Raw genomic sequence first — 22,774 nt, 5'->3', positions numbered from 1 at the left:
GCCCTTAGGCTGACCCGATGCCCGTCATCCCGACCCCGCTCGCCGAGGGCTCGCGCACACTCATCCGTCCCTACCGCCACGAGGACGCGGCCGAGTTCACCGCACTGGCCCGCGAGAGCAGGACACTGCACCGGCCCTGGCTCTTCCCGCCTCAGGACGCCGTGGCGTACGCCGCGTACGCGGGCCGGCTCATCGAGAATCCGACCGCGGCGGGATTCCTGGTCTGCGCGCGTGAGGACGGCCGGATCGCCGGCTTCATCAACATCAACAACATCGTCCTGGGCAACTTCCTGAGCGGTGCGATCGGATACGGCGTCTTCGCGCACGCCGCGCGGCGCGGCCTGATGACGGAAGGGCTCGGACTGGTCATGGACCATGCCTTCGGACGGCTCGGGCTGCACCGGCTGGAGGCCAATGTCCAGCCCGCCAACACCGGATCGGTCGCGCTCGTGCGCCGCGCCGGCTTCCGGCTGGAGGGCTACTCGCCGGACTTCCTCCTCATCGACGGCGCCTGGCGGGACCACGAACGCTGGGCGGTCACCGCGGAGATGGCGCGGCGAAACCGGGCCGCCGGCAGCGGACAGGATGTCAGCGGCCCTTGCGGTTGACCTTCATGGTGTCCATGTCGGTCACGGTGGAGCGCAGCTCCCGATGACCGCGGCCGAGCGCCTTCAGAGCCGTCTCCGCCCGGTCCTCGGCCAGCGCGGCGGCCATCTCCTCGCCGTCCGCCGCGTCCGAGACCACCACATAGCGGTAGCTGAAGTGTTTCAGCGCCCGGTCGTAGGTGAGCGAGCCCTCCGGCGTGAACCGCATCCCCGCCAGACCGTGCTGGTCCACCTCCGCGAGCAGCCGGGCACGGGCCTCGTCCGTCAGCCCGTGCCACGTCCCGCGCACGATCACCCGGTACGTGTGCTGAGTCCTCATCCCGTTCCCGCTCTCTCTTCTCGTCTGTCCGCGAAACCGATTGAGACATTGAGACGCAGAGTACGGCGATCAGGATGATCCTCATGCGGAATATCGTGGTGATCGACGCACCCTCCGATCCGGTGCTGCGGCCTCCCGCTCCCGGTACCGTGCCGGGCTGCTGCGAACTCGCCGGCGCGCTCCGCGAACAGGGCATCGTGCGGCGGCTCGGAGGGTCGCCGGACGCGGGACGGTAGGACCGGTCGCGAGGTGCCGGATCCGCCGGACGGTCGGCCGCCGGACGTCTGTGCGTACCGGATTCGGTCGCGGAGCCGAGCCGTGGCGCGGCCCCGCGACCGTCTTGCCGTGCCTGGGTCGTCAGCCGTTCTGGAGCGCTCTGCGGTCGACGTACTCGAAGACCGAACCATCAGGGTGTACGGCGATCAGATTGCGGCCCACCGGGGTCGGCACCGGGCCCGCGAGGACCTGGGCGCCGACCTCGGTGAGAGTCGTGAGCGCCTCGTCGACGTCCTTGACGGCGATCGTCGCCGTCACCCGGCGCAGGACATCGATCTCCGAGGCGGGGCCGCTCATGAGGAGGAAGCAGCCGACGGCGGCGACCGAGACCCCACCGCGCTCGAAACGGAGCGCGTGGCTTCCGGTGAGACGTTCGTAGAACGTCACCGAGGTCTCCAGGTCGTCGACGCAGATGCGCAACGTGGTTCCCAGGATTTCCATAGGAGTCAGATTAAGGGCTGTCCCGTCGTCCCGGGCGGGCCCTCGACGACAACTACGGCGCCTCGCCGCGTTGTCGGAACGCCCGGACACATCCAGTGTGCGGGCGCACCCCCGCCTTGCGACGCACCGCATCCGACGCCGCGCGCTGATCCACCAGGGATGACGGCACAGCCCTTGGCCGGCGGTGGCGGCACACGAGATCGATTCGGCCGGTCGGGCCGGGATCACACCCGGCAGAGGATCTCACCGTGCGGAACCATGAACCACGCGTCCTCGTCGCGGCCCCACTCCCGCCATGCCTCGGCGATCTCCGCCAGCCGCCCGGCGCTCGCGTGTCCGCCGCCGGTCGCCTGATCCGCGTAGCCGGACGCCGTGGTGCGGTCCGCCCACAGGCCGCTCCACCAGGCACGCTCGTCGGGGCTCGCGAAGCACCAGTTGGTGGCCGTCGCGGTGAGGTCGGTGAATCCGGCCCGCCGTGCCCAGGACAGCATCCTGCGCCCGGCGTCCGGCTCTCCGCCGTTGGCGCGCGCCACTCGCCGGTACAGCTCCTGCCAGTCGTCCAGCACCGGCACGGCGGGAAACCAGGTGAAGGCGCCGTAGTCCGCGTCACGCGCCGCGACGACCCCGCCGGGCCTGCACACCCGCCGCATCTCGCGCAGGGCCCGCACGGGATCGCCGACATGCTGCAGGACCTGATGGGCGTGGACGATGTCGAAGGAGTCGTCGGGGAAGTCCAGCGCGTGGACATCCGCGACCGCGAAGCGGACATTGTCCAGGCCGGCCGCGGCGGCCGTCTCCCGCGCGGTGACCAGGACGGACTCGGCGGCGTCGACGGCGGTCACCGTGCCCGGAGCGACGAGCGCGGCCAGATCGGCGGTGATGGTGCCTGGCCCGCATCCCACGTCCAGCACATCCTGTCCCGGCCGCAGTTCCGGGAGGAGATACGCCGCCGAGTTGGCGGCGGTCCGCCAGCGGTGCGAGCGCAGCACCGACTCGTGATGGCCATGGGTGTAGACGGCGGTCTCCTTCGGCATGACCCGGCTTCCTCTCGTAGACGGTCCCGCCACCGTACGCCGTCATGTCGCATAATGAGACCCGCGTCTCACTCCATGGGCATCCTGGTCAACGCCGGAGGCCCTCGGGACTCCCGCGACTGTCTACGGCAGGGCCATCGGCCGGTAGACCGTCAGTGCCTCGATCGCCTTGTCCAGTATCAACTCCGCCGGTGCCTCTTCCACTTCGCCGTCGAACGCCAGCGGCGTACCGGGCGCGATGTCCGCGATACGTACCCGCCGCATCCGCTCCGCCGCGTGGACCGGTGAGCGGCTGAGCGGTCCGGCCAGCGCGGCGGCGAGCAGCCGCAGTCCCGGAGCGCGGCCACCGTGCACGATCCGTACGTCCAGCAGACCGTCGGCCAGATCGTGCCGCCGGCCCGGCGTCGGCCCCATGCGCTGATAGATGTTGTTTCCCGCGAACAGCAGCCACAACGACCGGTGCCTGCCCTCGAACTCGGCCTCCAGTTGATGCCCGTCGCGCAGCACCTTCAGCGCCGCCAGGACCCCGGCCGGCCAGCCGCCGATCCGCGGTGCCCAGTGTTCACGCACCCGCACCAGCTCCGGATAGACGCCGAGGCTGAAGGTGTTCAGGAAATGACCGGGCTCCGTCCCGTCCGGCCCGGGAGTGAAACGCCCCAGGTCGACCCGGACGGCGTCGCCGGCCGTCAGCGCCCGGCAGGTGTCATGGACGCTCTCGATTCCCAGGTCGTAGGCGAAGTGGTTGAGCGTGCCGCCGGGAAGGACGGCCAGCGGCAGACCGTGCCGTACGGCGGCTCCTGCGGCCCGGTTGACCGTCCCGTCACCGCCGAGGATGCCGAGGGCGCGGCAGCGCCTCGCGGCCTTCTCCAGCTCGGTCTCCACGTCTTCCGGTTCGCACTCCACGACCTCGGCGAACGGCAGCGCGTCACGCACCAGCGTGGCGATGTCCGACGAACCGGAGGCCCGGTTCACCACGACGACCAGATCCCGGCCGCCGGGCAGCGCGGGAGCCTCGGCGTACGGCCGGCCCGGCGAGGGCATCTGTGAACGGGTCGGCACCACTCCTCGTACCGCGTAGGCCGCGCCGACGCCCAGCGCCGCGCCCACCAGCACATCGCTCGGATAGTGCACGCCGGTGTAGACACGGGAGAGGGCCACGGCGGCGGCCACGGGCGCCACCACCGCGCCCCAGCTCTTGGACTCCAGCGCCACACCGGTCGCGAAGGCGGCGGCCGAGGCCGCGTGCCCGGACGGAAAGGAGGTCGTGAACGGCTGCCGCTTGAGCTGCCGGATCATCGGCACCGCGTCCAGCAGTGGCCGCTGACGGCGGACCGCGCGCTTGCCCACGGTGTTGATGGCGGCCGAGGCGAGTCCCAGCGACACCATGCCGCGCACCGCGGCCCGGCGCGTGCGCGCGCTCCGTCCGAGCGCGACCATGCCGGCGGCGGCTCCGAACCAGAGGAGTCCGTGATTGGCGCTACGGCTCAGCCGGGGCAGCACCGGCTCCGCGGCCGGCCAGTGCCGGGCGGCGACGGAGCGAAAGGCGCGCTCGTCCCAGGACTTGAGGAGTGCCGCGACCCGGGCGCGCGTCCCCGGAGTCACCTGGCCTTGGGCCGCGAAGGTCTCGAACATGGAACGCGGGTACCCCGGCGGCAGCGGCTCCAAGCAGCATGTACGGCATCCGGACCAGATCCGTCCCGTGGCCGGTCGCGAGCGCACTCGACAAGGAGGCCGAGCCCCTGCGGGACGCGGGTGTACGGAGGTGGCCGCCCGGGGTAGCAGGTGGAACGAGGCCCGGGGAGCAGGGAGTGTCAAACCTCCGTATAAAGGGCTCAAGGCCCGTAGAACGGGCACAGGGGCCGGGCGTCCGGCGGTCGACTGGACGGGAGGTGGCGGTATGCGGCGGACGGTCTCCGAGGGACGCGGCCCCGTCCGGTTCGGCCCGCCCGCTCCCGAGGCGGGACTGCCCGCGCTGCCGGAGCTGGTCGAGGTGTGCGCGGCCGCCGCCGGCCGTACCTCGCCAGAGCCGTCCGGCGGCGGCGCGGTCCTGCGCACCGCCGCCCGGGGCTACTGGTGGCGGCGCGGACTGCACACCGGCGAGGACGAGGTGGCCGCCGCGCCCGGCGCGCAGCCTCTGCTGTTCGCCCTGCTCGCCGCGTACGACGGCGATGTGCTGATGCCCCGGCCCTGCCCCGCCTGGTGGACACCGCAGGCCCGGCTGCTGGGCCGGCCGGCCTACTTTGTGCCGACACCGGCGGAGGCGGGCGGCGTGCCCGATCCGTACGCGCTGCTGGAGACGGTCCGCCGGGTGCGCGGCGAGGGCGGCGCGCCCAGGGTGCTGCTGCTCTCCCTCGTCGACGATCCCACCGCCACCGTCGCGCCGCCCGAACTGGTCCGCGAGGCGTGCGAGGCCGCGGTCGACGAGGGTCTGCACATCATCAGCGACGAGACCTGGCGCGACACACTGCACCGGCCTCGGGAGACGGTGCTGCTCAGCCCGGCCGAGATGTGGCCCGAGGAGGTCGTCATCGTCTCCGACCTGGCGGGCGCGCTCACTCCGGCCGCCTGGCCCGCGGCCGTCGCGCGATTCCCCGCCACCACCGCCGGCACCGCGCTGCGGGCCAGAACGCTGGACATCCTCACCGCGCTCGGCGCCCTGGTCGCGGGTCCGGTCGCGGCGGCGGCCGCCGTCGCGCTCGACGAACCGGAGCCGGTGAGGGCGAGAGTGGCCGCCGCCGCGGCGCTGCACGCGCGAGTGGCCGCGGCGGCGCACCGGGCGGTCCTTGTCTCCGGCGCCCTCGCCCGTCCGCCGCAGGCGGGCCGTCATCTCTACGCCGACCTCGGGCCGCTGCGCGCGCGACTGGCCGGCCTGGGAGTCACCGACTCCCTGGAGCTGGAGAACTATCTGAGCGAACGGCTGGGGATGCCCGTGCCGGGCGGCCACCGGTTCGGTGACGAACTGGGCGCGCTGCGCGTACGCCTGTCGACCGGACCGCTGCTCGGGTCGACGCCGGAGCAGCGCCTGGAGTCCCTCACCGCGCCGGCGCCACTGGAACTGCCGCATGTCGCGCGAGCGCTCAGCATCCTCGGATCTGCCTTCGACGAACTGTGCTGAACGGAGCCTCGATGACGGAGCAGAGCGAACAGGCCGATCCGGCGGAACCGGCGGAGGAGGCCGGGCCGGCCGGACAGAGCGGCGGCGCGGGGCCGGTGGAGGACCGTACCGTGACCGGGCGCCGGACCGCGCCCACCGCCACCGGTCCGCGCGACGACCCGCGCGCTGTCGCGCGCCCGCTCGGCGAACTCCGCCACTGGCCCCGGTCCTTCGCCGGCCGGCTCACCGCTCCGCTGCCCGGAGTCCGGGCGATGGCCCGGCTCGCCAAGGAAGGCGCCGTACGTCCCGGCGCCGACGGACTGCGCGATGTTCCGCAGCTCCCGTTCGCACCGGGCCCGCTGCCTCTGGTGGACGCCGCCACCGTCGCCGTCACCTGGGCGGGGCACGCCAGTTGGGTGATCCGGGTGGGCGGGCTCACCGTCCTCACCGATCCTGTCTGGTCCCACCGGATCTTCGGCACTCCCGCCAGGATCACTCCCGTCGGCGTCCGCTGGAACGATCTGCCGCCCGTCGACGCGGTCGTCATCAGCCACAACCATTACGACCATCTCGACGCACCGACGCTCAAGCGACTGCCGCGCGACACGCCGCTGTTCGTTCCCGCGGGCCTGGCGGGCTGGTGCAGGCGGCGCCGGTTCAGCCGGGTCACCGAGCTGGACTGGTGGGAGGCCGCCGAGCTGCGCGGCGCCGACGGAGGGATCGTGCGCTTCGACTTCGTGCCGTCCCACCACTGGTCCAAGCGGACACTCACCGACACCTGCCACTCGCTCTGGGGCGGCTGGGTGCTGAGCGACAGCCACGGGCATCGCGTCTACTTCGCCGGAGACACCGGATACGGCCGGTGGTTCAAGGAGATCGGCTGCCGCCATCCGGACATCGATCTGGCGCTGCTGCCGATCGGCGCGTACGAACCGCGCTGGTGGCTCAGTGACGTCCACACCAACCCGGAGGAAGCCGTGCGGGCCTGCCAGGACGTGGGAGCCAGGAACATGGCGCCGATGCACTGGGCGACATTCGTGCTCTCCGCCGAACCGGTCCTGGAACCTCTCGCCCGGGTCAGGGCCGCCTGGCAGGAGACGGGACGGCCGCGCGAGCAGCTCTGGGACCTGCCGGTCGGCGCCTCACGTCTCCTGGCCCTCTGAGCGGCCCTCCGAGCCGGGCCGGCGCAGTCTGCGCCACAGGGCCGGCGCACCGCTGAGCACCACCGTCAGCACCACCGCGGCGAGCACTCCCTCCCAGGGCCTGTCGAAGAGCGAGCCGCCGAGCACCCCGATGAGCTGGTACGTCGCCGCCCAGGCCAGACAGGCCGGCACATCGCCGCGCGCGAACCGCCGCATCGGCCACTGCGCCAGCAGACAGGCCAGCATCACCGGGATCCTTCCGGCCGGCACCAGCCGCGACAGCACCAGCACCGTCACACCGTTCTCACGCAGCTTCCGCTGTGCCTGCTCAAGACGGTCGGGCGGGGCGTTCCGGCGCAGCGCGGCGAGCCAGCGCGAGCCGCTCTTCGAGCCGACGCCGCGCCGTCCGAGCCAGTAGAGCGAGGTGTCACCGAGGAAGGCCGCGGAGGCCGCCACGAGGAAGACATAGACCATGGCGAGCGGCGCCGTCTGGTGATAGGCCACCACCGCCGCCGAACTCACCACGGCGCCTGTCGGCACCACCGGCACCAGCGCTCCCAGGGCCACCAGCAGAAAGATCGACGGATAGCCGACGGCCTGCTGTGTCGACTCGGCCGGGAACTGCGAAACTATCTGGTCGATCACCGCGCGGCCTCCGGCCGCACACTCTCGCCGTGGCGCAGCAGATGCACCGCCACCTTCGGTGCGAGGCGCGCCGCTTCCCGTACGAACTCGTCGCCCGGTGAGTAGAACTCGTGCGGCCGGACGCCGTCCAGACCGATCGGCCAGTACGTACCGAAGTGCACCGGCACCGCCGCGCTCGGCTCAAGCTGGACCAGCGCCCGCGCCGCCCGTTCCGCGTCGAGATGCTCGGGCCCGAGATGGGGTCCCCAGCCGCCGACCGGCAGCAGCGCCACATCCACCTGTCCCACGGCCTCAGCCATCCCGTCGAAGAGTCCGGTGTCACCGGCGAAGTAGGTCCGCGACTCGCCGGTGATCACATAGCCGAGAGCGGGTGAACGCTGCGGTCCGACCGGCAGCCGGCGTCCGTCGTGCCGCGCGGGCACGGCCCGCACGCGCAGTGCGCCGATCACCACCTCGTCGCCGGCGTCGACCTCCGTGATCAGCAGACCCGTGGGGTTTCTGCGCGAGTCGAGCCTTCTGAGCAGCGGGACGGACCGCCGCGCACCGCGCGGCACGATCAGCCGGGTGCCCGGAGAGAGCCGTGTCAGCGACCGGGTGTGGAGGTGGTCGGAGTGGAGATGGGAGACCAGTACGGCGTCGGCCACCGCGGCCTCCGGCGGCGGCACCGGTCCGAGACGGCGGCGCAGATGGGCCAGCCGGCGGACGAAGAGCGGATCCGTCAGCACCCGGACGCCGGAGTCCTCGACGGTGCAGGTGGCGTGACCCCACCAGGTGATGACAGTTCCCAACCCGACCTCAACTCCGTCCGCCCGGGGACGTTCCACTTCCGTCCCGGCACGATGTCCGTACTCAGAGTACGGCGGGTACCCGCCGGGGGCGGGCGGGATGCGCCAGGGCACACGCCGCTCCGGCGCGTTCACGCGCTCTCGCACGCCCGACGCGCGCCTCCCCTGCGAGGTCGCGCGCACAGTAGGGTCTGCGGACCGAGGCGGGTGCGGGGGCACGAGTCCATCGAATGGTCGAGCGAGTGATCGAGCGTGGGGGGACGGCACATGGGTGAGGTACGAGTGGCCGTGATCGCCAGCCTGACCCCGCTGGAGGAGCTCCACCACGTCCCGTTCCTGGTGGACACGCGCGGCCAGCAGGCGATGTGCGCGCGATGGGCCGAGGACCAGGGCTATGTCGTCACACGGCAGCTCCTCTTCTACGGACTGCGCGCCGACCACAGCGCGTTATGGGTGGATGTCGAAGGAGGTCTGGTCGACCTCTTCGTCGCCGCGAACGACCGCGTACTCGACCGCGCGTTCTCCTCGGCGCCCGCCTTCTCCGCGGAGTGCGAGCGCAGAGGTGTCCGGCTGGAGACCGTCGGACTGGACGAGCCTTCCTATGACGCGGCGATGAGGGCCGAGGTGCACCGCAGGCTGTCGATGCCGACGGCCGGCTACGACGGCTGCTGACCGGGTCCGTCACGGCCTGCGACGCGCGCGGTCGCGAGGCCGGGCATGTCCGCGGCAAGATCGTCCTCTCTGTCGGCCGAGCGCTCGGCCGGGCACGCGTCCGAGCCGGTACCTCCGGCGCGCTCCGAGCGCCGTCCGGAGACCTCGGCGCGCTGTGTCAGGCTGGGACGAGCCCCGTGTGTGCGCGGGCCCGGACGTGAGGTGGAAGCGCAGTGCTGCAGGGGCGATGGCGTACGACAGGCAGAGCCCTGCTGCGGGTGATCGTCGTGTGGGCGGTGTCCACACTGACCCTGCTGGTGCTCGCCGGGATCCTGCCGGAGTTCCAGCTCCAGTCCGACGACGGCGACAGCGCCACCCGGACCGCGGTCACCGCGGGCTGGGGCGCGGGCGCGTTCGGCCTGCTCAGCGCGCTGGTCTGGCCACTGCTCGTGCGAGCGCTGCTGCTCGTCCCGGCGCTGATCCTCGGCATGCTGGTGTTCTTCCTCAACGGCTCACTGCTGCTGATCGCGCTCTGGCTCATCCCCGACGGCCGAGGCGTGGCCAACCCGGAGACCGCGGTGGTGGTCGCCGCGGTGATGTCCGCCGTCGCCTCCGCGACCTCCACGGCGCTCGCGGTCGGTGACGACGACGCCTACCGGCGCCGGCTCTCGCGGCTCGCCGACCGGCGGCGGCGCAGAACCGGCGAGGACGGCGGTCACGGCGGACTGCCCGGCACGGTCTTCCTCCAGCTCGACGGAGTGGGGCACCAGGTGCTGCTGGACGCCGTGGCCGGCGGGCTGATGCCCAATGTCGCGGGCTGGCTGGGCGAGCGGCCGACCCACCGGCTGACGGCCTGGCGCACCGACTGGTCCAGCCAGACCGGCGCCAGCCAGCTCGGCATCCTGCACGGCACCAACCACGATGTTCCCGCCTTCCGCTGGTACGAGAAGGACACCGGGCGGATCATGGTGAGCAACCGGCCCGCGAGCGCCGCCGAACTCCAGCGCCGGGCCATCGAGTACACCGGCGACGGCGGCCTTCTCACTCTCGACGGCGCCAGTCGCGGCAACCTCTTCAGCGGCGGCGCCGACCAGCTCGCCCTGGTGCTGTCGATCGCCGCCAGACGCGGCAGGGCCAACCGCTCCCGCGCCGGTTACTTCGCCTACTTCTCCGATCCGGCCAACGCGGTGCGTACGGTGGTCTCCTTCGTCGCCGACGTGGCCCGCGAGATCGGCCAGTCGACGCGGGCGCGGATGCGCGACGACCGGCCACGGGTCAGCCGCGGCGGGCTCTATCCGCTCATCCGGGCCTTCGCCACCGTCGTCGAGCGCGATGTGGTGGTCGCGGCGGTGATGGGAGACATGCTGGCCGGACGCACCGCCGTCTACGCCGACCTCGTCGCCTACGACGAGGTGGCCCATCACTCGGGACCGCACAGCCGGGACGCGGCGCGGGTCCTCGAACGTCTTGACCGTTCGGTCGGCCTGATCGCCAGGGCCGCCGAGCACGCGCCTCGTACCTATCGGATCGTGCTGCTCTCCGACCATGGCCAGAGCCCCGGTGAGACCTTCGAGGGCGTCTACGGACTGACGCTCAGAGACCTGGTCAGAGCGGGCTGCGGACTGCCCGTGTCCCGCAAGGCGGAGCGGACCAAGAGCGGCGCGGAGGCGCGCGACGCCGGGCGCCACGCCGTACGCGGAGCGCTGCACCGGCCGGAGCGTGAGGGCGGCGAGGACACGCCCGCGCGCGGCAGGGAACCGATCGTGCTCGCCTCCGGCAATCTCGCGCTGATCTCCTTCCCCGACGTACCGGGACGGATGAGCCGCGAGTGGATCGACCGGCGTCATCCCGCGCTGCTGCGGACCCTCGCCAACCATCCCGGGATCGGCTTCCTGCTCGTACGGAGCGAGCGGCACGGTTCTGTGGTGCTCGGCCCGGACGGCGCGGAGGTCCCGCTCGCCGAACTCCGCGACGACGGCCCGCTCGCCGGTCTCGGCCCGGGCGCCGCCGACGCCGTACGGCGCACCGACACCTTCCCGCATGTCGCCGACATCATGGTCAACTCGATGTACGACCCGGCGACGGGCCGGGTGCACGCCTTCGAGGAGCAGATCGGCTCGCACGGCGGGCTCGGCGGGGAACAGTCGCGGGCGTTCCTGCTCTCGCCACTGGTGCTCTCCGCGCCGGTCCCCGACGGCGGTGAACTCGTCGGCGCCGAGCAGGTGCACCGGGTCCTCGGGCGCTGGCTGCGCGAGGGCAGCGGACCGCAGGTGCCACTCGGACAGACCATCGCGGCACGTCAGAGACAGGCAGAGGACGATCCGGTGGCCGCCGGGGACGAGATGAGGTCGGCATGACCTCCGTCCCCCGTGCGAGTGATTTCCAGGGGTAAGAGGACGCAACGCCTCCGCATATGGGCAGAGAGGGCTTGTCCAGGAGGTAGTGACCATGCGCCACGCCGCACCCGCCGCGCCCAGCGCCGCAGCAGTTCGCGCTGCCGTCGCCGCGCGCCGGGCCGCGCTGGTGACGCTGCTGGTGCTGAGCGCCCTCCTGGGAATGTCGCTCGACTCGCGCCCGGCGCGAGGCGCGGAGCCTCCGCCGCCCGCCTCGGCCGTCCCCGATCCCGCGAGCGAGGGACAGCAGGACACGTCCGAGACCGAGCAGTCTCCTCCCGGCAGGACCGAGCGGGCCGGCAGGACGCAGCGCGTCGAGCCGCTGACGGGTCCAGGACCGTCCGCCGGCCGGGAACAGGACGCGCGTACCGGACGGGCCACTTCGGCGCGGGCACCGCGCGCGCCGGGTGACACGTGCTGTGTGGTGCTGCGCTGCTGACAGGTCAGGCACTGAAGTGCCCTTCGGCCCACAGCAGTTGATTCAGCTCCGTCTCACAGTGAGGACACAGCCATGCCCATTGACCCCTACGCGGCACTCAACGCCATCCTGCGCGCCGAGGCCGCGCGCGCCGAGCAGTCCGAGTCCCGTCGTCGCGCCGCCGGTGCGGGCGGCTCGGGCAGCTCGGGAGGTTCCGGAGGCTCCGGAGGCCCGGGCCGGGAAACCAAGCCCGTCGTGGCCGTTGAGCGTCTGACCCCGGACGCCGAACCGGCCGAGGTCGTCGCGCAGCCGTAACGCGCTGTGGAACACGGCCGGTCGCGCACGCCTTTCGGGGCGGCGCGACCGGTTCGTGTCCGGCGGCGGAAGACCGGTTCCGTCCCGGCGCGTGCCCGCTCAGCGCACCGGCGCGCCGGGCCCGAGCGGAATGCCCACCGCCCACCAGAGGAGAAACAGCGCCGTCCACGCGACCGTCATCGCGACGGCCAGCGGCAGCGTGTATGAGGCCAGCGTGCCGATACCGGCGTTCTTGCGGTAACGCTGCAGGAAGCCCAGGGCCATCACGAAGTACGGGCTCATCGGTGTGATGGCCGTCGATCCGGAGTCGGCGATACGGAACAGCGCCTGAGTCGTCTCGGCCGGGACGCTGACCAGCATCAGCGTCGGCACCAGGACGGGCGCGGCCAGTGCCCACATCGCCGAACCGCTGGTCACCATGACATTGACCAGGGTCAGCAGTACGAGGATCAGCAGGAACACCAGGACGATCGGCATCCCGCTCTGTTGCAGTGCCTCCGCCGCCCGGACGGCCAGCACATCGCCGATGTGTGTCCAGTCGAAGTACGCGAGGAACTGGGCGATGGCGAAGAACAGCACCAGCACCGGTGCCATCTGCCGGACGCCCTGTCCCATCAGCGCCGGTACGTCACCGGGAGAGGTGATCGAGCCGGAGCGGTATCCGTACACGATGCCGACCAGGCCGAAGACCACGGCGACGACCGCCGCGATGCCGTCGAGGAACGGCGACTCGACGATGCCGCCGCCCTCGCCACGCAGCGGCGACGACTGCGGCAGCATCACCGCGACCAGCACCACGAGCGTGGCCAGCAGAGTGAGTACGGCGGCGCGCAGCGCCGAGCGCTCCCGCGGGCTGAGAGTGAGTGTGCCGAGGTCTTCCAGTTCCGCGTCCGGATCGGAGTCGAGATCGGGCCGCCGGCTCAGGACGAACTTGGTCACCAGCGTGATGACGACCGCGAGCAGCAGCGACGAGGCGATGTTGAAGAACCAGTTGCTCAGTGGTGAGACATAGGCCGCGTCTCCTCCGACGATCCGCGCGGCGGCGGTGGTGATGCCGGCGAAGATGGCGTCGTTGGGCGTCGGGACCGGGCTGGCGTCGTAGCCGGAGGCGATGGCCGTGTAGGCGACGACTATGCCGAGGACGGGCGAGCGTCCCACGGCCCGGAAGGCCAGACCGCCGAGCGGTACGAGAATGATGTACGCGGCGGCCGAGGCGACATGCGCCACGGTGCCGGCGAAGGCGACGGCGAACACCACCCACGAGGCCGGCACCCGCGAGACGCTGACCCGCATCAGCGCCGCGAGGAAACCGGTGCGCTCCGCCACCGCGACACCCATGATCACCACAACGATCGTGGCCATCGGCGGGAAGGTGGCGAAGTTCTCGATCATCGTCGAGACCGCCATGGCCAGTCCGTCACCGCTGAGCAGATTCTGTACGGCGACCGTCTTGTGGTCGCTCGGCGAGACGACGGAGACATCGGCCGCGGCCAGCGCCGCGCTCACGACCGCGAGCACGGCGGACAGAATCCAGAACAGCCAGAACGGATGCGGCAGCGCGTTGCCGGCCCGCTCGATGACGGCCATCGCGCGGACGACGCGCGGCAGCCTGGTGCCGTCGGGCCCTGAGGAGGGCGCACCGGGTGGGTGCGGTGTACTGGGTGGGCCGGATGTCGGCGTGGTCATGGCAGCGGCTCCTAGGGGCTTTCGTTTGGATCTGGCTGGGTCGGGGAGCGGGCTCTGGTGCCGTGGATCGCGAGGCGGAGGAGGGAGCCCACGCGGAGCGCCGGCTCCCTCCTCCGCCGCCAACGCCGCGAGGCGCGGTGCCGGGGCACGCGAGCCCGGCAAGATCCGAACGAGAGGCCCTGGCTCAGGTCCTGGCGGGTCAGCGGTGGTGGGACGGAGGCGTCCGGAACTGGCGCAGGAACTGCCACAGCACCTCGTGCGCCTCGATGGTCTGCGTGGTGATGCCGCCGCCGCTGTAGATGTCGGCGCCGGGCCAGGTGTGTCCGCCGTCCGTCACCGCGACATGCCGGACCTCGGCCCCGCGGTCGCAGCCGCTCCACCGGGAGACGGTGATGTCGGGCTGGATCACCCGGTGCCGGACGCGGGGCTCGCAGCCGTCCAGCTCGGCCCAGCCGGCCACCCAGTCCTGGATGGCGGGCAGTCCGCGGTCGGCGTCGCCGGTGTACGGGATGGTCGCGTCGCCGGTGCCGTGGAACTCGATGACCGGGACGGGACGGGACGGCTCGCACTTCTCACCGGTGGGATACAGCGCGGCGGCCACGGGTGCGATGGCGGCGATCCGGTCGGCCATCCGGCAGGCGAGCAAGGTGCCGACGAAGCCCGCGCCGTTGGACTTTCCGGTGGCGTACACCCGCCGTTCGTCAACACACAGCGTGTCCTCGATCCGGTCGAGGAGGTCCGCGGTGAACCGGACGTCGTCGACGCCGGCCGCCGCGTAGGGAGCACCTTGCCAGGCCTGGCGGTCACCGTCGCCGGTGCCGATCACGCCATCGGGATAGACGACGACGGCCGGCAGCGTCGACAGCTTGGAGAACTCCTCGGTACCGGCTCCGGTGTTGCCGCGTCCGTGAAAGGCCAGGACCACCGGCCAGTCACGCTTTTTGGTGTAACCGGCCGGGAGATGGAGCTGGTAGGTCCGCTCACGGCCGCCGCTGGTGAGGGTGTGCTGCTCGCTGGTGCCGGGCCGCTGCGGGGCGGGCTGACGGCAGGCCGCGGCTTTCGCCGTACCGCCGGGCGCGGCGGTGGCGGGGACGGCTCCGGCCGCCGCGGCGCACAGGACGAGGCAGGCGGTGGCCGTCGCCGTCCGCCGGAGGAAGCGGATGGTCCGGCTCCGACGGTCGCTTCGCGGGATGTCATTCATGGCAGGCTCCTTCTGCCGGACGCCTGGGAGGAAGGGACACCGTGGCCGTCGCGAGCCGCGCGGCCATGGTGTTGTCGCCTCCAGGAGGCTTACGGCTCAGTGGTGTTGGTGCGTGGGTGCTCCGCGTCGCGGGCGGGAACCGGCGTACGGATGTGTGGTGCGCACGCTGTGCGGAGGTATGACCCGTGGCGCGCGGTCCCGACGCGCGTCACGGATGTGTGTGGTGCTCCGGGCGGTGCGGAGAGGCCCGGCGCCGGGGCACGTCCGGTCCTCGGCACCACGCCTGACGGACGGGGCGGGCGTGGTGCCGAGTGCGGGCTTTCGAGGCCGGCCCGAGGCCGGTGTCAGACCTCCAGCCACTCCTTGACGAAGGCGACGATCCGGACCACGACGGCGTCGACGACCGCCTGCCCGTCCTCGGCGGTGGCTCGGCGCGGGTCGCCGAGGACGCCATTGCGGCTGAGCCGGTCGTAGCGCACGGCGAGCGCCGGGTGGCTGCTCTGCCGTGCGAGCCGGGAGAGCGGGTCGAGTTGGGAGGTGTGCGTCGTACCGGCGGCGAGTCGGCCGGTACGCACCAGATGAGGTGCGAGATGGAGCATCTGTGCGGTCTCGGCCTCGCCGCTGTGGCCGTGCACCTCGCTGACGCCGAGGCCGGACACGACGTCGGAGGCGAGCGCGGTGACCGGTGTCCACGCGAACTGCAGCTCGGGGTGGGTGGTGAGCAGGTCCTGCGCCACCGTGGCCAGCGTGGCGTTGTTGCCGCCGTGACCGGTCACCACGAGCACCTTGCGCCAGCCGTGCCGGTAGAGACTCTCCACATACTCACGGACCACCGCGGCCAGTGTGGTGGTGGTCAGAGTGACCGTGCCGGCGAAGGCGAGATGGTGCGGCGAGACACCGACCGGCAACTGAGGGCCGATCACCGCGCCGCCGGCCAGTTCGGCGGCCACGCGTTCGGCCACGCCCTCGGCCCGGATCGTGTCCGTGGCGAGCGGCATCCCGGGACCGTGCTGTTCGAACGCGCCGGCCGGGATGATCACCACGGGACTCGCCGTGACCGCCGCGGCGGCCTCCTCGGTGGTCATCTCGGCCAGCCGCAGCGGCGGTTGATCGCTCACCGGCGGCCCGGCGAGCCGCAGCGGCGGCCGGGCGCTCATCGGCCGGCCCCGGGAAAGTCGGCGGCGAGGACCGCTTCACGGATGGATCCCAGGTGTTCCCGGGTCAGCCGCTCGGCCGCGTCCGCGTCGCCGTCCCGTACCGCCTCGAAGATCTCCACATGTTCGGCGTGGTCCCGGGCGCGGTCGTTGTAGCGATGCCGGATCTCGACCTGTTCCCGCGCCCTGACCTGGAGCAGTGCCTCGACCGCCTCGCGCAGCAGCGCGTTTCCGCTGGCCGCCGCGAGCGCCACATGGAAGTGCACCGACTGCCGGAGCGATTCCTCCGGCGGATGCAGCGCGTTGGCGGCCGCCGCCTCCAGTTGTCCTACCGCCTCCGGAGCGCGCGTGCGCGCCGCGACGGCGGCCACGGCGGGCTCCAGGACCAGCCGTGCCTCGACGAGTTCGAGCACCGACTCACGGCTGCCGTGCGGGAGATGCGGATTGGCGAGCAGTCGCCTTTCACTGCCGGCGCCCACATAGGTCCCCGAGCCGTGCCGGAACTCCACCACGCCGGTGGCCTCAAGTCTGCGCAGGGCCTCGCGGACCGTGGGCGTGGTGACGTCGAACCGTTTGGCGAGATCCCGGGAGGACGCCAAAGCGTCTCCAGGGACCAGCCGTTCGGCACGGATGATCTCGACAATGCTGTCCGCGAGATGCTCGGACAGCGACAGTTCACTGCGACTCATAAAGTGAATAGATCACTTGATCTCTTCGGGTGTCAATGGTCGTGACACGGTGGGTTCCACCCGGGCCGGAGCCGTGCTCTCGCGCTCGATGAGCCGTGGCAGCGGGACCTGTACGGTGCGGGCCGCGCCGCCGTCCAGCAGTGCGGCCAGCTCTCGCGCGGCGAGCCGGCCGAAGGCGATCGTGTCCCGGGACAGCGCCGTCAGCCAGGGATGCATCAGCCGGCACAGCGCCGAGTCCTCCCACGAGACGACCGAGACGTCCCGTGGCACGGCGAGGCCGAGCCCGGCCGTGACCGCCGAACCGGCCGCCGCCATCACATCGTTGTCGTAGATCAGCGCCGTCGGCGGGAGGTCCTCCTCCAGCACCCGGCGGGTGACCGCCGCGCCCTGCGTGTCGGAGTAGTCCGTGGTCAGCGAGCGGACCTCGGCGAGACCGCGCCGGTCGGCCTCGATCCGCAGCGAACGGATGCGCCGCTCGGTGTGGGCGAGCGACGGCAGGCCCGCGATATGCACGATCCGCCGGTGTCCCAGCTCGTGCAGCCGGCCGACGATCGAGGCCATGGCTCCCGCGTCGTCCGCGCGCACCTGCGACAGACCGGGGTGCGGCCCCGTGTCGCCGGGCAGCGCGCCGATGACCACACCGGGCAGCCCCAGCTCGTCCAGCAGGCCGGGCCGGGGATCGTCGGTCCTGGGATCCACCACCAGGACGCCGTCGACCCGGTGCTCCGCCCACCAGCGCCGGTAGACCGCGCATTCGGCGGTCACGTCCTCCACCACCTGGAAGAGCAGGCCCAGTTGACGCTCCGCCAGGATCTCCTGGATACCGGAGATGAGCTGGAGGAAGAACGAGTCCACGCCGAGGGTCGCGGCCGGCCGGGCGAGCACCAGACCCACTGTGGCCGAACCCTCGCCCGACAGGGCGCGCGCCGCGGTGCTGGGCCGCCAGCCGAGCTGCTCGGCGACCCGGCGGACGCGGTCACGGGTCACCTCGGAGACGCCGGGGCGGTCGTTGAGCGCGAACGAGACGGCGCTCTCCGACACTCCGGCGCGCTGAGCGATGTCCTTCATCGTGGGGCGGCGGGCGGGAGTGCGTCTGGCCGCTGAAGTGTCCCTGGCCGACGGCCGGTTCGCTGCCACCGTGTGCGCCCCATTTCTATCGTTCTCGCGTTCCCGCGCTGCTCGACCTGCGCATCGTATGCCCTCCCGCCGTATCTAGCGAGCGGATGCACCACCACACTAATGCGCTTGAGCTGAAGGCCGCTAAAGCGCATTAGCAACCTGCTGTGATCTGTCCGTAACAACGCTCTGGCCTGCCGGTATGTCAGCGCCGCTCGCCTTTCTCAGATGAATCTGTTGACTTTCATCCAGACGCATTGCAAGGTCTGCTGAGCGTAAGCAGCCGGTGGCCAGTGACCTCGGCTCGCCGTCGCACGCCTGGTCCGAGCAAAGGAGCCGTTCACCGTGCGTATCTCCCGCAGAGCAGTCGCCGCTGCCGCCGTTCTCGCCACCGTCCTGCCGCTCAGCGCCTGTGGCGGTGGAGCCGACAGCGGCTCGTCCGCCGCCTCCGGCAAGGTCGAAGGAAAGATCACTTTCCAGACCTGGAACCTGCAGGCCAACTTCAAGGACTACTTCAACGGGGTCATCGCGGACTTCGAGAAGAAGTACCCGGGCACGGACGTGAAGTGGGTCGACCGGCCCGCCGAGGGCTACGCCGACAAGATCAGCGCCGACGCCGCCGGCGGCACGCTGCCGGACGTCGTCAATGTCTCTCCGGACCTGCTGGCTCCGCTGGCGAAGGCCGGGCTCGCGCTCGACCTCGACAAGTCCGCGTCCCAGTACCGCGACGAGTACCTTCCCGGCGCCTGGCAGAGCGATCAGGTGCCGGGCCTGGAGGGCACGTACGCCTTCCCCTGGTACCTCAACACCGGGCCGATGTTCTACAACAAGCGCCTCTTCAAGGAGGCCGGGCTCGACCCGGAGAAGCCGCCGACGACCTATGACGACGTCTTCGCCGCCGGTCTGAAGCTGGCCGAGCGGTCCAAGGGCAAGATCGCGACCCTCGCCAATGTGCCGACCATCGAGGACTTCGGCCGCTACGGCGCCGAGCTGACCAACAAGGACGGCACCGGCTTCGCCTTCAATGACGCCAAGGGCGTACAACTCCTCACCAAGTACAAGGAGTTGTACGACGCCAAGGCGCTCGACCCGCAGGCGCTGACCGCCACGCCGGAGTCCTCGGGCCACAAGTTCCTCACCGAGTCCGTCGCCATGAACCCCGGCAGCGCGCTGGACCTCGCCAACTTCAAGAAGCAGGCCCCGAACCTCTACAAGAACATCGGGATCACCGACCAGGTCACCAACACGGGCAAGGTCAACATGTATGTCATGGGCGTGATGGTGAACGCTCAGACGAAGCAGAAGCCGGCCGCCGTGGCGTTCGCCCACTTCGTCACCGACGCGACCCGCCAGATGGCGTTCGCCAAGCAGGTCGCCATCTTCCCGAGCACCGCGGGCTCCCTGGACGACCCGTACTTCACCAAGGAGGACGGCACGGACGAGACCCGGGTGCGGATCGCCGCCGCCAAGTCGCTGAAGAACGCGGTCAACTACACGCCGGTCCAGTTCAGCGACCAGATGAAGACCGAGCTGGGCAACGAGGTGGCCAAGGCGCTGCAAGGAAAGCAGAGCCCCAAGGAAGCGCTCGACAACGCTGTCAAGGCGTGTGACCGGCTGCTTCAGCAGAGCTGAGCCGAGTCCACGATGAAGACCACCACCGCACGCCGGGCGACCTCTTCGGAGCTCGCTCCGGCCGGTCCCGCGCCCCGGAGCCCCGGCTCCGGCGGCCGTGGGCCCGGCCGCGGCATGAGACGGCATCTGCCGTTCAGCCCCTGGCTGTTCGCGGCGCCCGGCCTGCTGATCGTCGCCGTATTCAGCCTGTATCCCTTCTTCAGCACCCTGGTCAACGCCTTCACCGACCGGCGGACCCTGGTCCCCGGACACTTCGTCGGCTTCGCCAACTTCCAGGAACTCATCCACGACGACATGTTCTGGATCGGGCTGCGCAACAGCGCGCTGTACGTCCTCGGCGTCGTCCCGGCCCTGGTCCTGCTGCCGCTGCTGCTGGCCATGCTCGTCCAGCGGCACATCCCCGGCATCGCCTTCTTCCGCTCCGCCTTCTACACCCCGGTCGTCGCGTCGATCGTCGTGGTCGGACTGATCTGGGTGTGGATGCTGGACGACCGCGGGCTGATCAACTCGCTGCTGGAGGCCGTCGGCGCCGGCAAGGTGGGTTTCCTCAGCGACCAGTGGCTGCTGCTGTTCAGCGCGATGGCCGTCACGGTCTGGAAGGGCCTCGGCTACTACATGATCATTTACTTGGCGGCCCTGGCCAATGTGCCGCGCGAACTGCACGAGGCCGCCGCCGTCGACGGCGCCGGAGCCGTACGCCGGTTCTTCACCGTCACCGTTCCGGCGGTCCGCTCCACCATGGTCCTGGTCGGAGCGCTCTCCTCGGTCGCCGCCTTCAAGGTCTTCTCCGAGGTCTATCTGATGGCCGGACCCAACGGCGGCCCCGCCGGTGAGGACACCACCCTGGTGATGCTCGTCCAGCGCGTCGGCACCGGACTCAGCGGCCGCGTCGGATACGCCTCCGCCATCTCCGTCGTGGTCTTCGTCGTCACCGTCGCGCTGATGCTGCTGGTGCTCCGCGCCGACCGCAAGGAGGACGCGTGAGCTTCCTGAAGATCACCGACGCCGACGGCCGGCGCATCGCGCCCTGGTCGCTCGTCCTGCGCTATGTCCTGCTGCTCGCCGTACTGGCCCTGACCGTCGGGCCGTTCCTCTGGCAGCTTTCCACCTCGCTCAAGGGCCCGCACGAGGACATCTTCAGCTCACCGCCGAAGTTCTTCCCGAGCGACCCGACGCTGGACAACTACGGCCGGGTCGCCGACACCATCCCGGTCTGGGACTACGCGCTGAACTCCCTCAAGGTCGCCGCCGCCAACGTGGTCACCAACTGCGTCGGCGCGGCCCTGGCCGGCTACGCGCTGGCGCGGCTGCGCTACCGCGGCCGCCGGGCCGCGACCCTGGCGTTCATCCTCGCGATGCTCGTCCCCGTCGAAGGCATCATCATCGCCCAGTTCACCACCATGCGTGATCTCGGTCTGAACAACACGCTGATCGGCGTCCTGCTGCCCGGATCCGTCAACGCGATGAACGTCCTGCTGATGCGCAACGCCTTTCTGAACCTGCCGCAGGAGGTGGAGGAGGCGGCCTTCGTCGACGGCGCCAATGTCTGGCAGAGGTTCCTCAGAATCGCGCTGCCGGCGGTCAAGGGCACTCTGGCGGTGGTCGCGATCTTCGCGTTCATGGCCGCGTGGGACGACTTCCTCTGGCCGCTGATCGTCCTCAGCGACCCCGAGAACTTCACTCTGACCATCGGTCTGAACTATCTGCACGGCACCTTCGCCAACGACGAACGGCTGGTCGCCGCCGGCACGATCATCGCGGTGCTGCCGCTCATCGTGCTCTTCGCCTCTCTTCAGCGCTTCTTCTTCCGTGGCGTCGGCGAAGGGGCCGTGAAGGGCTGACCCGCCCGCTCCGGCCCACGCTCCGACCGCAGCCGCCCGCACCACAGAACCAGGACACGGTTTCCCGAATGAGCTCTTCCGCGCCGCGCTTCGGCGTCAACTACACGCCCAGCCAGGGCTGGTTCCACCACTGGCTGGACTTCGATCTCGATGCCGTACGCGCCGACCTGGACTCGATCGCGGGACTCGGCCTCGACCACATCCGGGTCTTCCCGCTCTGGCCGCTCTTCCAGCCCAACCGCACGCTGATCAGGCCCCGGGCCGTCGAACAGCTCGTCCAGCTCGCCGACGCCGCCGGCGAACGCGGACTCGACGTCAATGTCGACGGACTCCAGGGCCATCTGTCGAGCTTCGACTTCCTGCCCGCCTGGACCCAGACCTGGCACCGGCGGAACATCTTCACCGACCCCGACGTGGTCTCCGGACAGGCCGAGTATCTGCGCACACTCGCCGCCGCGCTCGCCGACCGGCCCAACTTCATCGGCATGACCATCGGCAACGAGATCAACCAGTTCTCCGGGCCGCCGCATCCCGACCCGGATCCCGTCACACCGGGCCAGGCCGGCGATTGGCTCCGGCGACTGCTGGACGCCTGCGAGGAAGGCGCACCCGGCAAGCTCCATCTGCACGCCGAGTACGACGCCGCCTGGTACCAGGACGGGCACGCCTTCACTCCCGCGCACGCCGCCAGGATCGGCGCCGTCACCGCCGTGCACTCCTGGGTGTTCAACGGCACCGCCCAGCGCCACGGCCGTACCGGCACCGCCACGGAACAGCACGCCGCGTACATGATCGAGCTGTCCAAGGCCTGGGCGCTCGAACCGCACCGGCCGGTCTGGCTCCAGGAGGTCGGCGCCCCGGCGCCGCTGATCCCGCCGGAGCACGCCGCCGAGTTCACCGAGGCGACCGTGGCCAACGCGCTGGACTGCCAGGATGTCTGGGGCGTCACCTGGTGGTGCTCGCACGACGTGTCGCGCTCGCTCGCCGACTTCCCGGAACTGGAGTACGGCCTCGGCCTGTTGACCAATGACCGCCAGGTCAAACCGGCCGGCGAGTCCATCGCCCGGCTTGTCCGTGAAGCGCGGAGCGGTGAACACCGGCCCGCGCCCCGCACCACCGCCCTCGCCGTCGACACCGGCGGCGACGAGACCTCGCCCGCCCGCGCCACCTGTGCTCCCGGCGGAGAGTTCTTCGAGGCGTTCGCCCGGCTCACGGAGGAAGGTCACAGGCCCGCGGTGGTTCTGGCGAGCCTCGCCGCGGACAAGATGCATCTGGCGGCCCGAGGGATCACCGAGGTCCTCCATCCGCACGACGTCCGATGACCGGCCCGCGCCGTC

At 71.2% G+C, this 22,774-nt stretch carries 22 protein-coding genes and 1 pseudogene; 12 read left to right on the top strand and 11 right to left on the bottom strand.

Annotated features, from left to right (window positions below):
- Positions 1-17: 17 nt before the first annotated feature.
- Positions 18-608: a GNAT family protein gene (locus PV679_RS27245; RefSeq protein WP_319683055.1), complete on the top strand. Its 591-nt coding sequence runs from the start codon at positions 18-20 to the stop codon at positions 606-608.
- Here the strand turns inward: PV679_RS27245 and PV679_RS27240 are convergent.
- Positions 589-924, bottom strand: a complete 336-nt coding sequence (locus PV679_RS27240; protein WP_319683054.1) for a DUF6204 family protein — start codon at positions 922-924, stop codon at positions 589-591. The genes PV679_RS27245 and PV679_RS27240 overlap by 20 nt on opposite strands.
- A gap of 83 nt (positions 925-1,007) precedes the next feature.
- Between PV679_RS27240 and PV679_RS27235 the strand changes: the two are divergent.
- A pseudogene (locus PV679_RS27235) lies at positions 1,008-1,136 on the top strand (arginase family protein); the annotation flags it as partial.
- Between the two features lie 145 nt (positions 1,137-1,281).
- On the opposite strand, the gene PV679_RS27230 reads toward PV679_RS27235, so the two are convergent.
- From PV679_RS27230 to PV679_RS27220, 3 genes are all read right to left on the bottom strand, one after another.
- Complete coding sequence (locus tag PV679_RS27230; RefSeq protein WP_319683053.1) at positions 1,282-1,641, bottom strand: VOC family protein; 360 nt, start codon at positions 1,639-1,641, stop codon at positions 1,282-1,284.
- 224 nt (positions 1,642-1,865) lie between these two features.
- Positions 1,866-2,675: a methyltransferase domain-containing protein gene (locus PV679_RS27225; RefSeq protein WP_319683052.1), complete on the bottom strand. Its 810-nt coding sequence runs from the start codon at positions 2,673-2,675 to the stop codon at positions 1,866-1,868.
- A 123-nt stretch (positions 2,676-2,798) separates the two neighbouring features.
- The gene (locus PV679_RS27220) at positions 2,799-4,307 is read right to left on the bottom strand and encodes a bifunctional phosphatase PAP2/diacylglycerol kinase family protein (protein WP_319683051.1); all 1,509 of its coding nucleotides are present in this window, start codon (positions 4,305-4,307) and stop codon (positions 2,799-2,801) included.
- 265 nt (positions 4,308-4,572) lie between these two features.
- Between PV679_RS27220 and PV679_RS27215 the strand changes: the two genes are divergently transcribed.
- Both PV679_RS27215 and PV679_RS27210 read left to right on the top strand, forming a co-directional pair.
- Positions 4,573-5,790 (top strand): aminotransferase class I/II-fold pyridoxal phosphate-dependent enzyme, encoded by a 1,218-nt coding sequence (locus PV679_RS27215; protein WP_319683050.1) that lies wholly within the window; start codon positions 4,573-4,575, stop codon positions 5,788-5,790.
- Positions 5,791-5,801: 11 nt separating this feature from the next.
- Positions 5,802-6,932 (top strand): MBL fold metallo-hydrolase, encoded by a 1,131-nt coding sequence (locus PV679_RS27210; protein WP_319683049.1) that lies wholly within the window; start codon positions 5,802-5,804, stop codon positions 6,930-6,932.
- Here the strand turns inward: PV679_RS27210 and PV679_RS27205 are convergent.
- Both PV679_RS27205 and PV679_RS27200 read right to left on the bottom strand, forming a co-directional pair.
- On the bottom strand, positions 6,912-7,556 hold the full coding sequence (locus tag PV679_RS27205; RefSeq protein WP_319683048.1) for a DedA family protein: 645 nt from the start codon (positions 7,554-7,556) through the stop codon (positions 6,912-6,914). The genes PV679_RS27210 and PV679_RS27205 overlap by 21 nt on opposite strands.
- Positions 7,553-8,344: an MBL fold metallo-hydrolase gene (locus PV679_RS27200; protein ID WP_319683047.1), complete on the bottom strand. Its 792-nt coding sequence runs from the start codon at positions 8,342-8,344 to the stop codon at positions 7,553-7,555. Before PV679_RS27200 ends, PV679_RS27205 begins: the two co-directional genes overlap by 4 nt.
- Positions 8,345-8,608: 264 nt before the next feature.
- Here PV679_RS27200 and PV679_RS27195 point away from each other — a divergent pair, with 264 nt between their 5' ends.
- From PV679_RS27195 to PV679_RS27180, 4 genes are all read left to right on the top strand, one after another.
- Positions 8,609-9,013 (top strand): hypothetical protein, encoded by a 405-nt coding sequence (locus PV679_RS27195; protein WP_319683046.1) that lies wholly within the window; start codon positions 8,609-8,611, stop codon positions 9,011-9,013.
- Between the two features lie 212 nt (positions 9,014-9,225).
- The gene (locus tag PV679_RS27190; RefSeq protein ID WP_319683045.1) at positions 9,226-11,349 is read left to right on the top strand and encodes a phage holin family protein; all 2,124 of its coding nucleotides are present in this window, start codon (positions 9,226-9,228) and stop codon (positions 11,347-11,349) included.
- 91 nt (positions 11,350-11,440) lie between these two features.
- Positions 11,441-11,824, top strand: coding sequence for a hypothetical protein (locus tag PV679_RS27185; protein WP_319683044.1), 384 nt, complete (start codon positions 11,441-11,443; stop codon positions 11,822-11,824).
- 72 nt (positions 11,825-11,896) lie between these two features.
- The gene (locus PV679_RS27180; protein ID WP_319683043.1) at positions 11,897-12,118 is read left to right on the top strand and encodes a hypothetical protein; all 222 of its coding nucleotides are present in this window, start codon (positions 11,897-11,899) and stop codon (positions 12,116-12,118) included.
- A gap of 99 nt (positions 12,119-12,217) precedes the next feature.
- On the opposite strand, the gene PV679_RS27175 is transcribed toward PV679_RS27180, so the two are convergent.
- The 5 genes from PV679_RS27175 to PV679_RS27155 form a co-directional block, all read right to left on the bottom strand.
- The gene (locus PV679_RS27175; protein ID WP_319683042.1) at positions 12,218-13,804 is read right to left on the bottom strand and encodes an AbgT family transporter; all 1,587 of its coding nucleotides are present in this window, start codon (positions 13,802-13,804) and stop codon (positions 12,218-12,220) included.
- Positions 13,805-14,003: 199 nt separating this feature from the next.
- On the bottom strand, positions 14,004-15,005 hold the full coding sequence (locus PV679_RS27170) for a ferulic acid esterase (protein ID WP_319683041.1): 1,002 nt from the start codon (positions 15,003-15,005) through the stop codon (positions 14,004-14,006).
- A 344-nt stretch (positions 15,006-15,349) separates the two neighbouring features.
- Positions 15,350-16,162: a creatininase family protein gene (locus tag PV679_RS27165; RefSeq protein WP_319683040.1), complete on the bottom strand. Its 813-nt coding sequence runs from the start codon at positions 16,160-16,162 to the stop codon at positions 15,350-15,352.
- Complete coding sequence (locus PV679_RS27160) at positions 16,159-16,848, bottom strand: FadR/GntR family transcriptional regulator (protein ID WP_319683039.1); 690 nt, start codon at positions 16,846-16,848, stop codon at positions 16,159-16,161. The genes PV679_RS27165 and PV679_RS27160 overlap by 4 nt, the downstream gene beginning before the upstream one ends.
- A 12-nt stretch (positions 16,849-16,860) precedes the next feature.
- A complete protein-coding gene (locus tag PV679_RS27155) occupies positions 16,861-17,916 on the bottom strand; it encodes a LacI family DNA-binding transcriptional regulator (protein ID WP_319683067.1) in 1,056 nt (351 codons plus the stop codon).
- Positions 17,917-18,309: 393 nt separating this feature from the next.
- Between PV679_RS27155 and PV679_RS27150 the strand changes: the two genes are divergently transcribed.
- The 4 genes from PV679_RS27150 (at position 18,310) to PV679_RS27135 (ending at position 22,759) form a co-directional block, all read left to right on the top strand.
- Complete coding sequence (locus PV679_RS27150) at positions 18,310-19,596, top strand: sugar ABC transporter substrate-binding protein (RefSeq protein ID WP_319683038.1); 1,287 nt, start codon at positions 18,310-18,312, stop codon at positions 19,594-19,596.
- A gap of 12 nt (positions 19,597-19,608) precedes the next feature.
- The gene (locus PV679_RS27145) at positions 19,609-20,580 is read left to right on the top strand and encodes a carbohydrate ABC transporter permease (RefSeq protein WP_416069809.1); all 972 of its coding nucleotides are present in this window, start codon (positions 19,609-19,611) and stop codon (positions 20,578-20,580) included.
- Positions 20,577-21,437 carry a carbohydrate ABC transporter permease gene (locus PV679_RS27140; protein ID WP_319683036.1) on the top strand — a complete coding sequence of 287 codons (861 nt, stop codon included), beginning with the start codon at positions 20,577-20,579 and terminating at the stop codon, positions 21,435-21,437. Before PV679_RS27145 ends, PV679_RS27140 begins: the two co-directional genes overlap by 4 nt.
- Before the next feature lie 68 nt (positions 21,438-21,505).
- A complete protein-coding gene (locus PV679_RS27135) occupies positions 21,506-22,759 on the top strand; it encodes a glycosyl hydrolase (protein ID WP_319683035.1) in 1,254 nt (417 codons plus the stop codon).
- The last annotated feature ends 15 nt before the right edge of the window (positions 22,760-22,774 follow it).

It is taken from the genome of Streptomyces sp. AK02-01A, assembly GCF_033795305.1.
In the GTDB taxonomy this organism is placed as follows: Bacteria; Actinomycetota; Actinomycetes; order Streptomycetales; family Streptomycetaceae; genus Streptomyces.
This window is presented reverse-complemented; position numbering and strand designations above follow the sequence as displayed.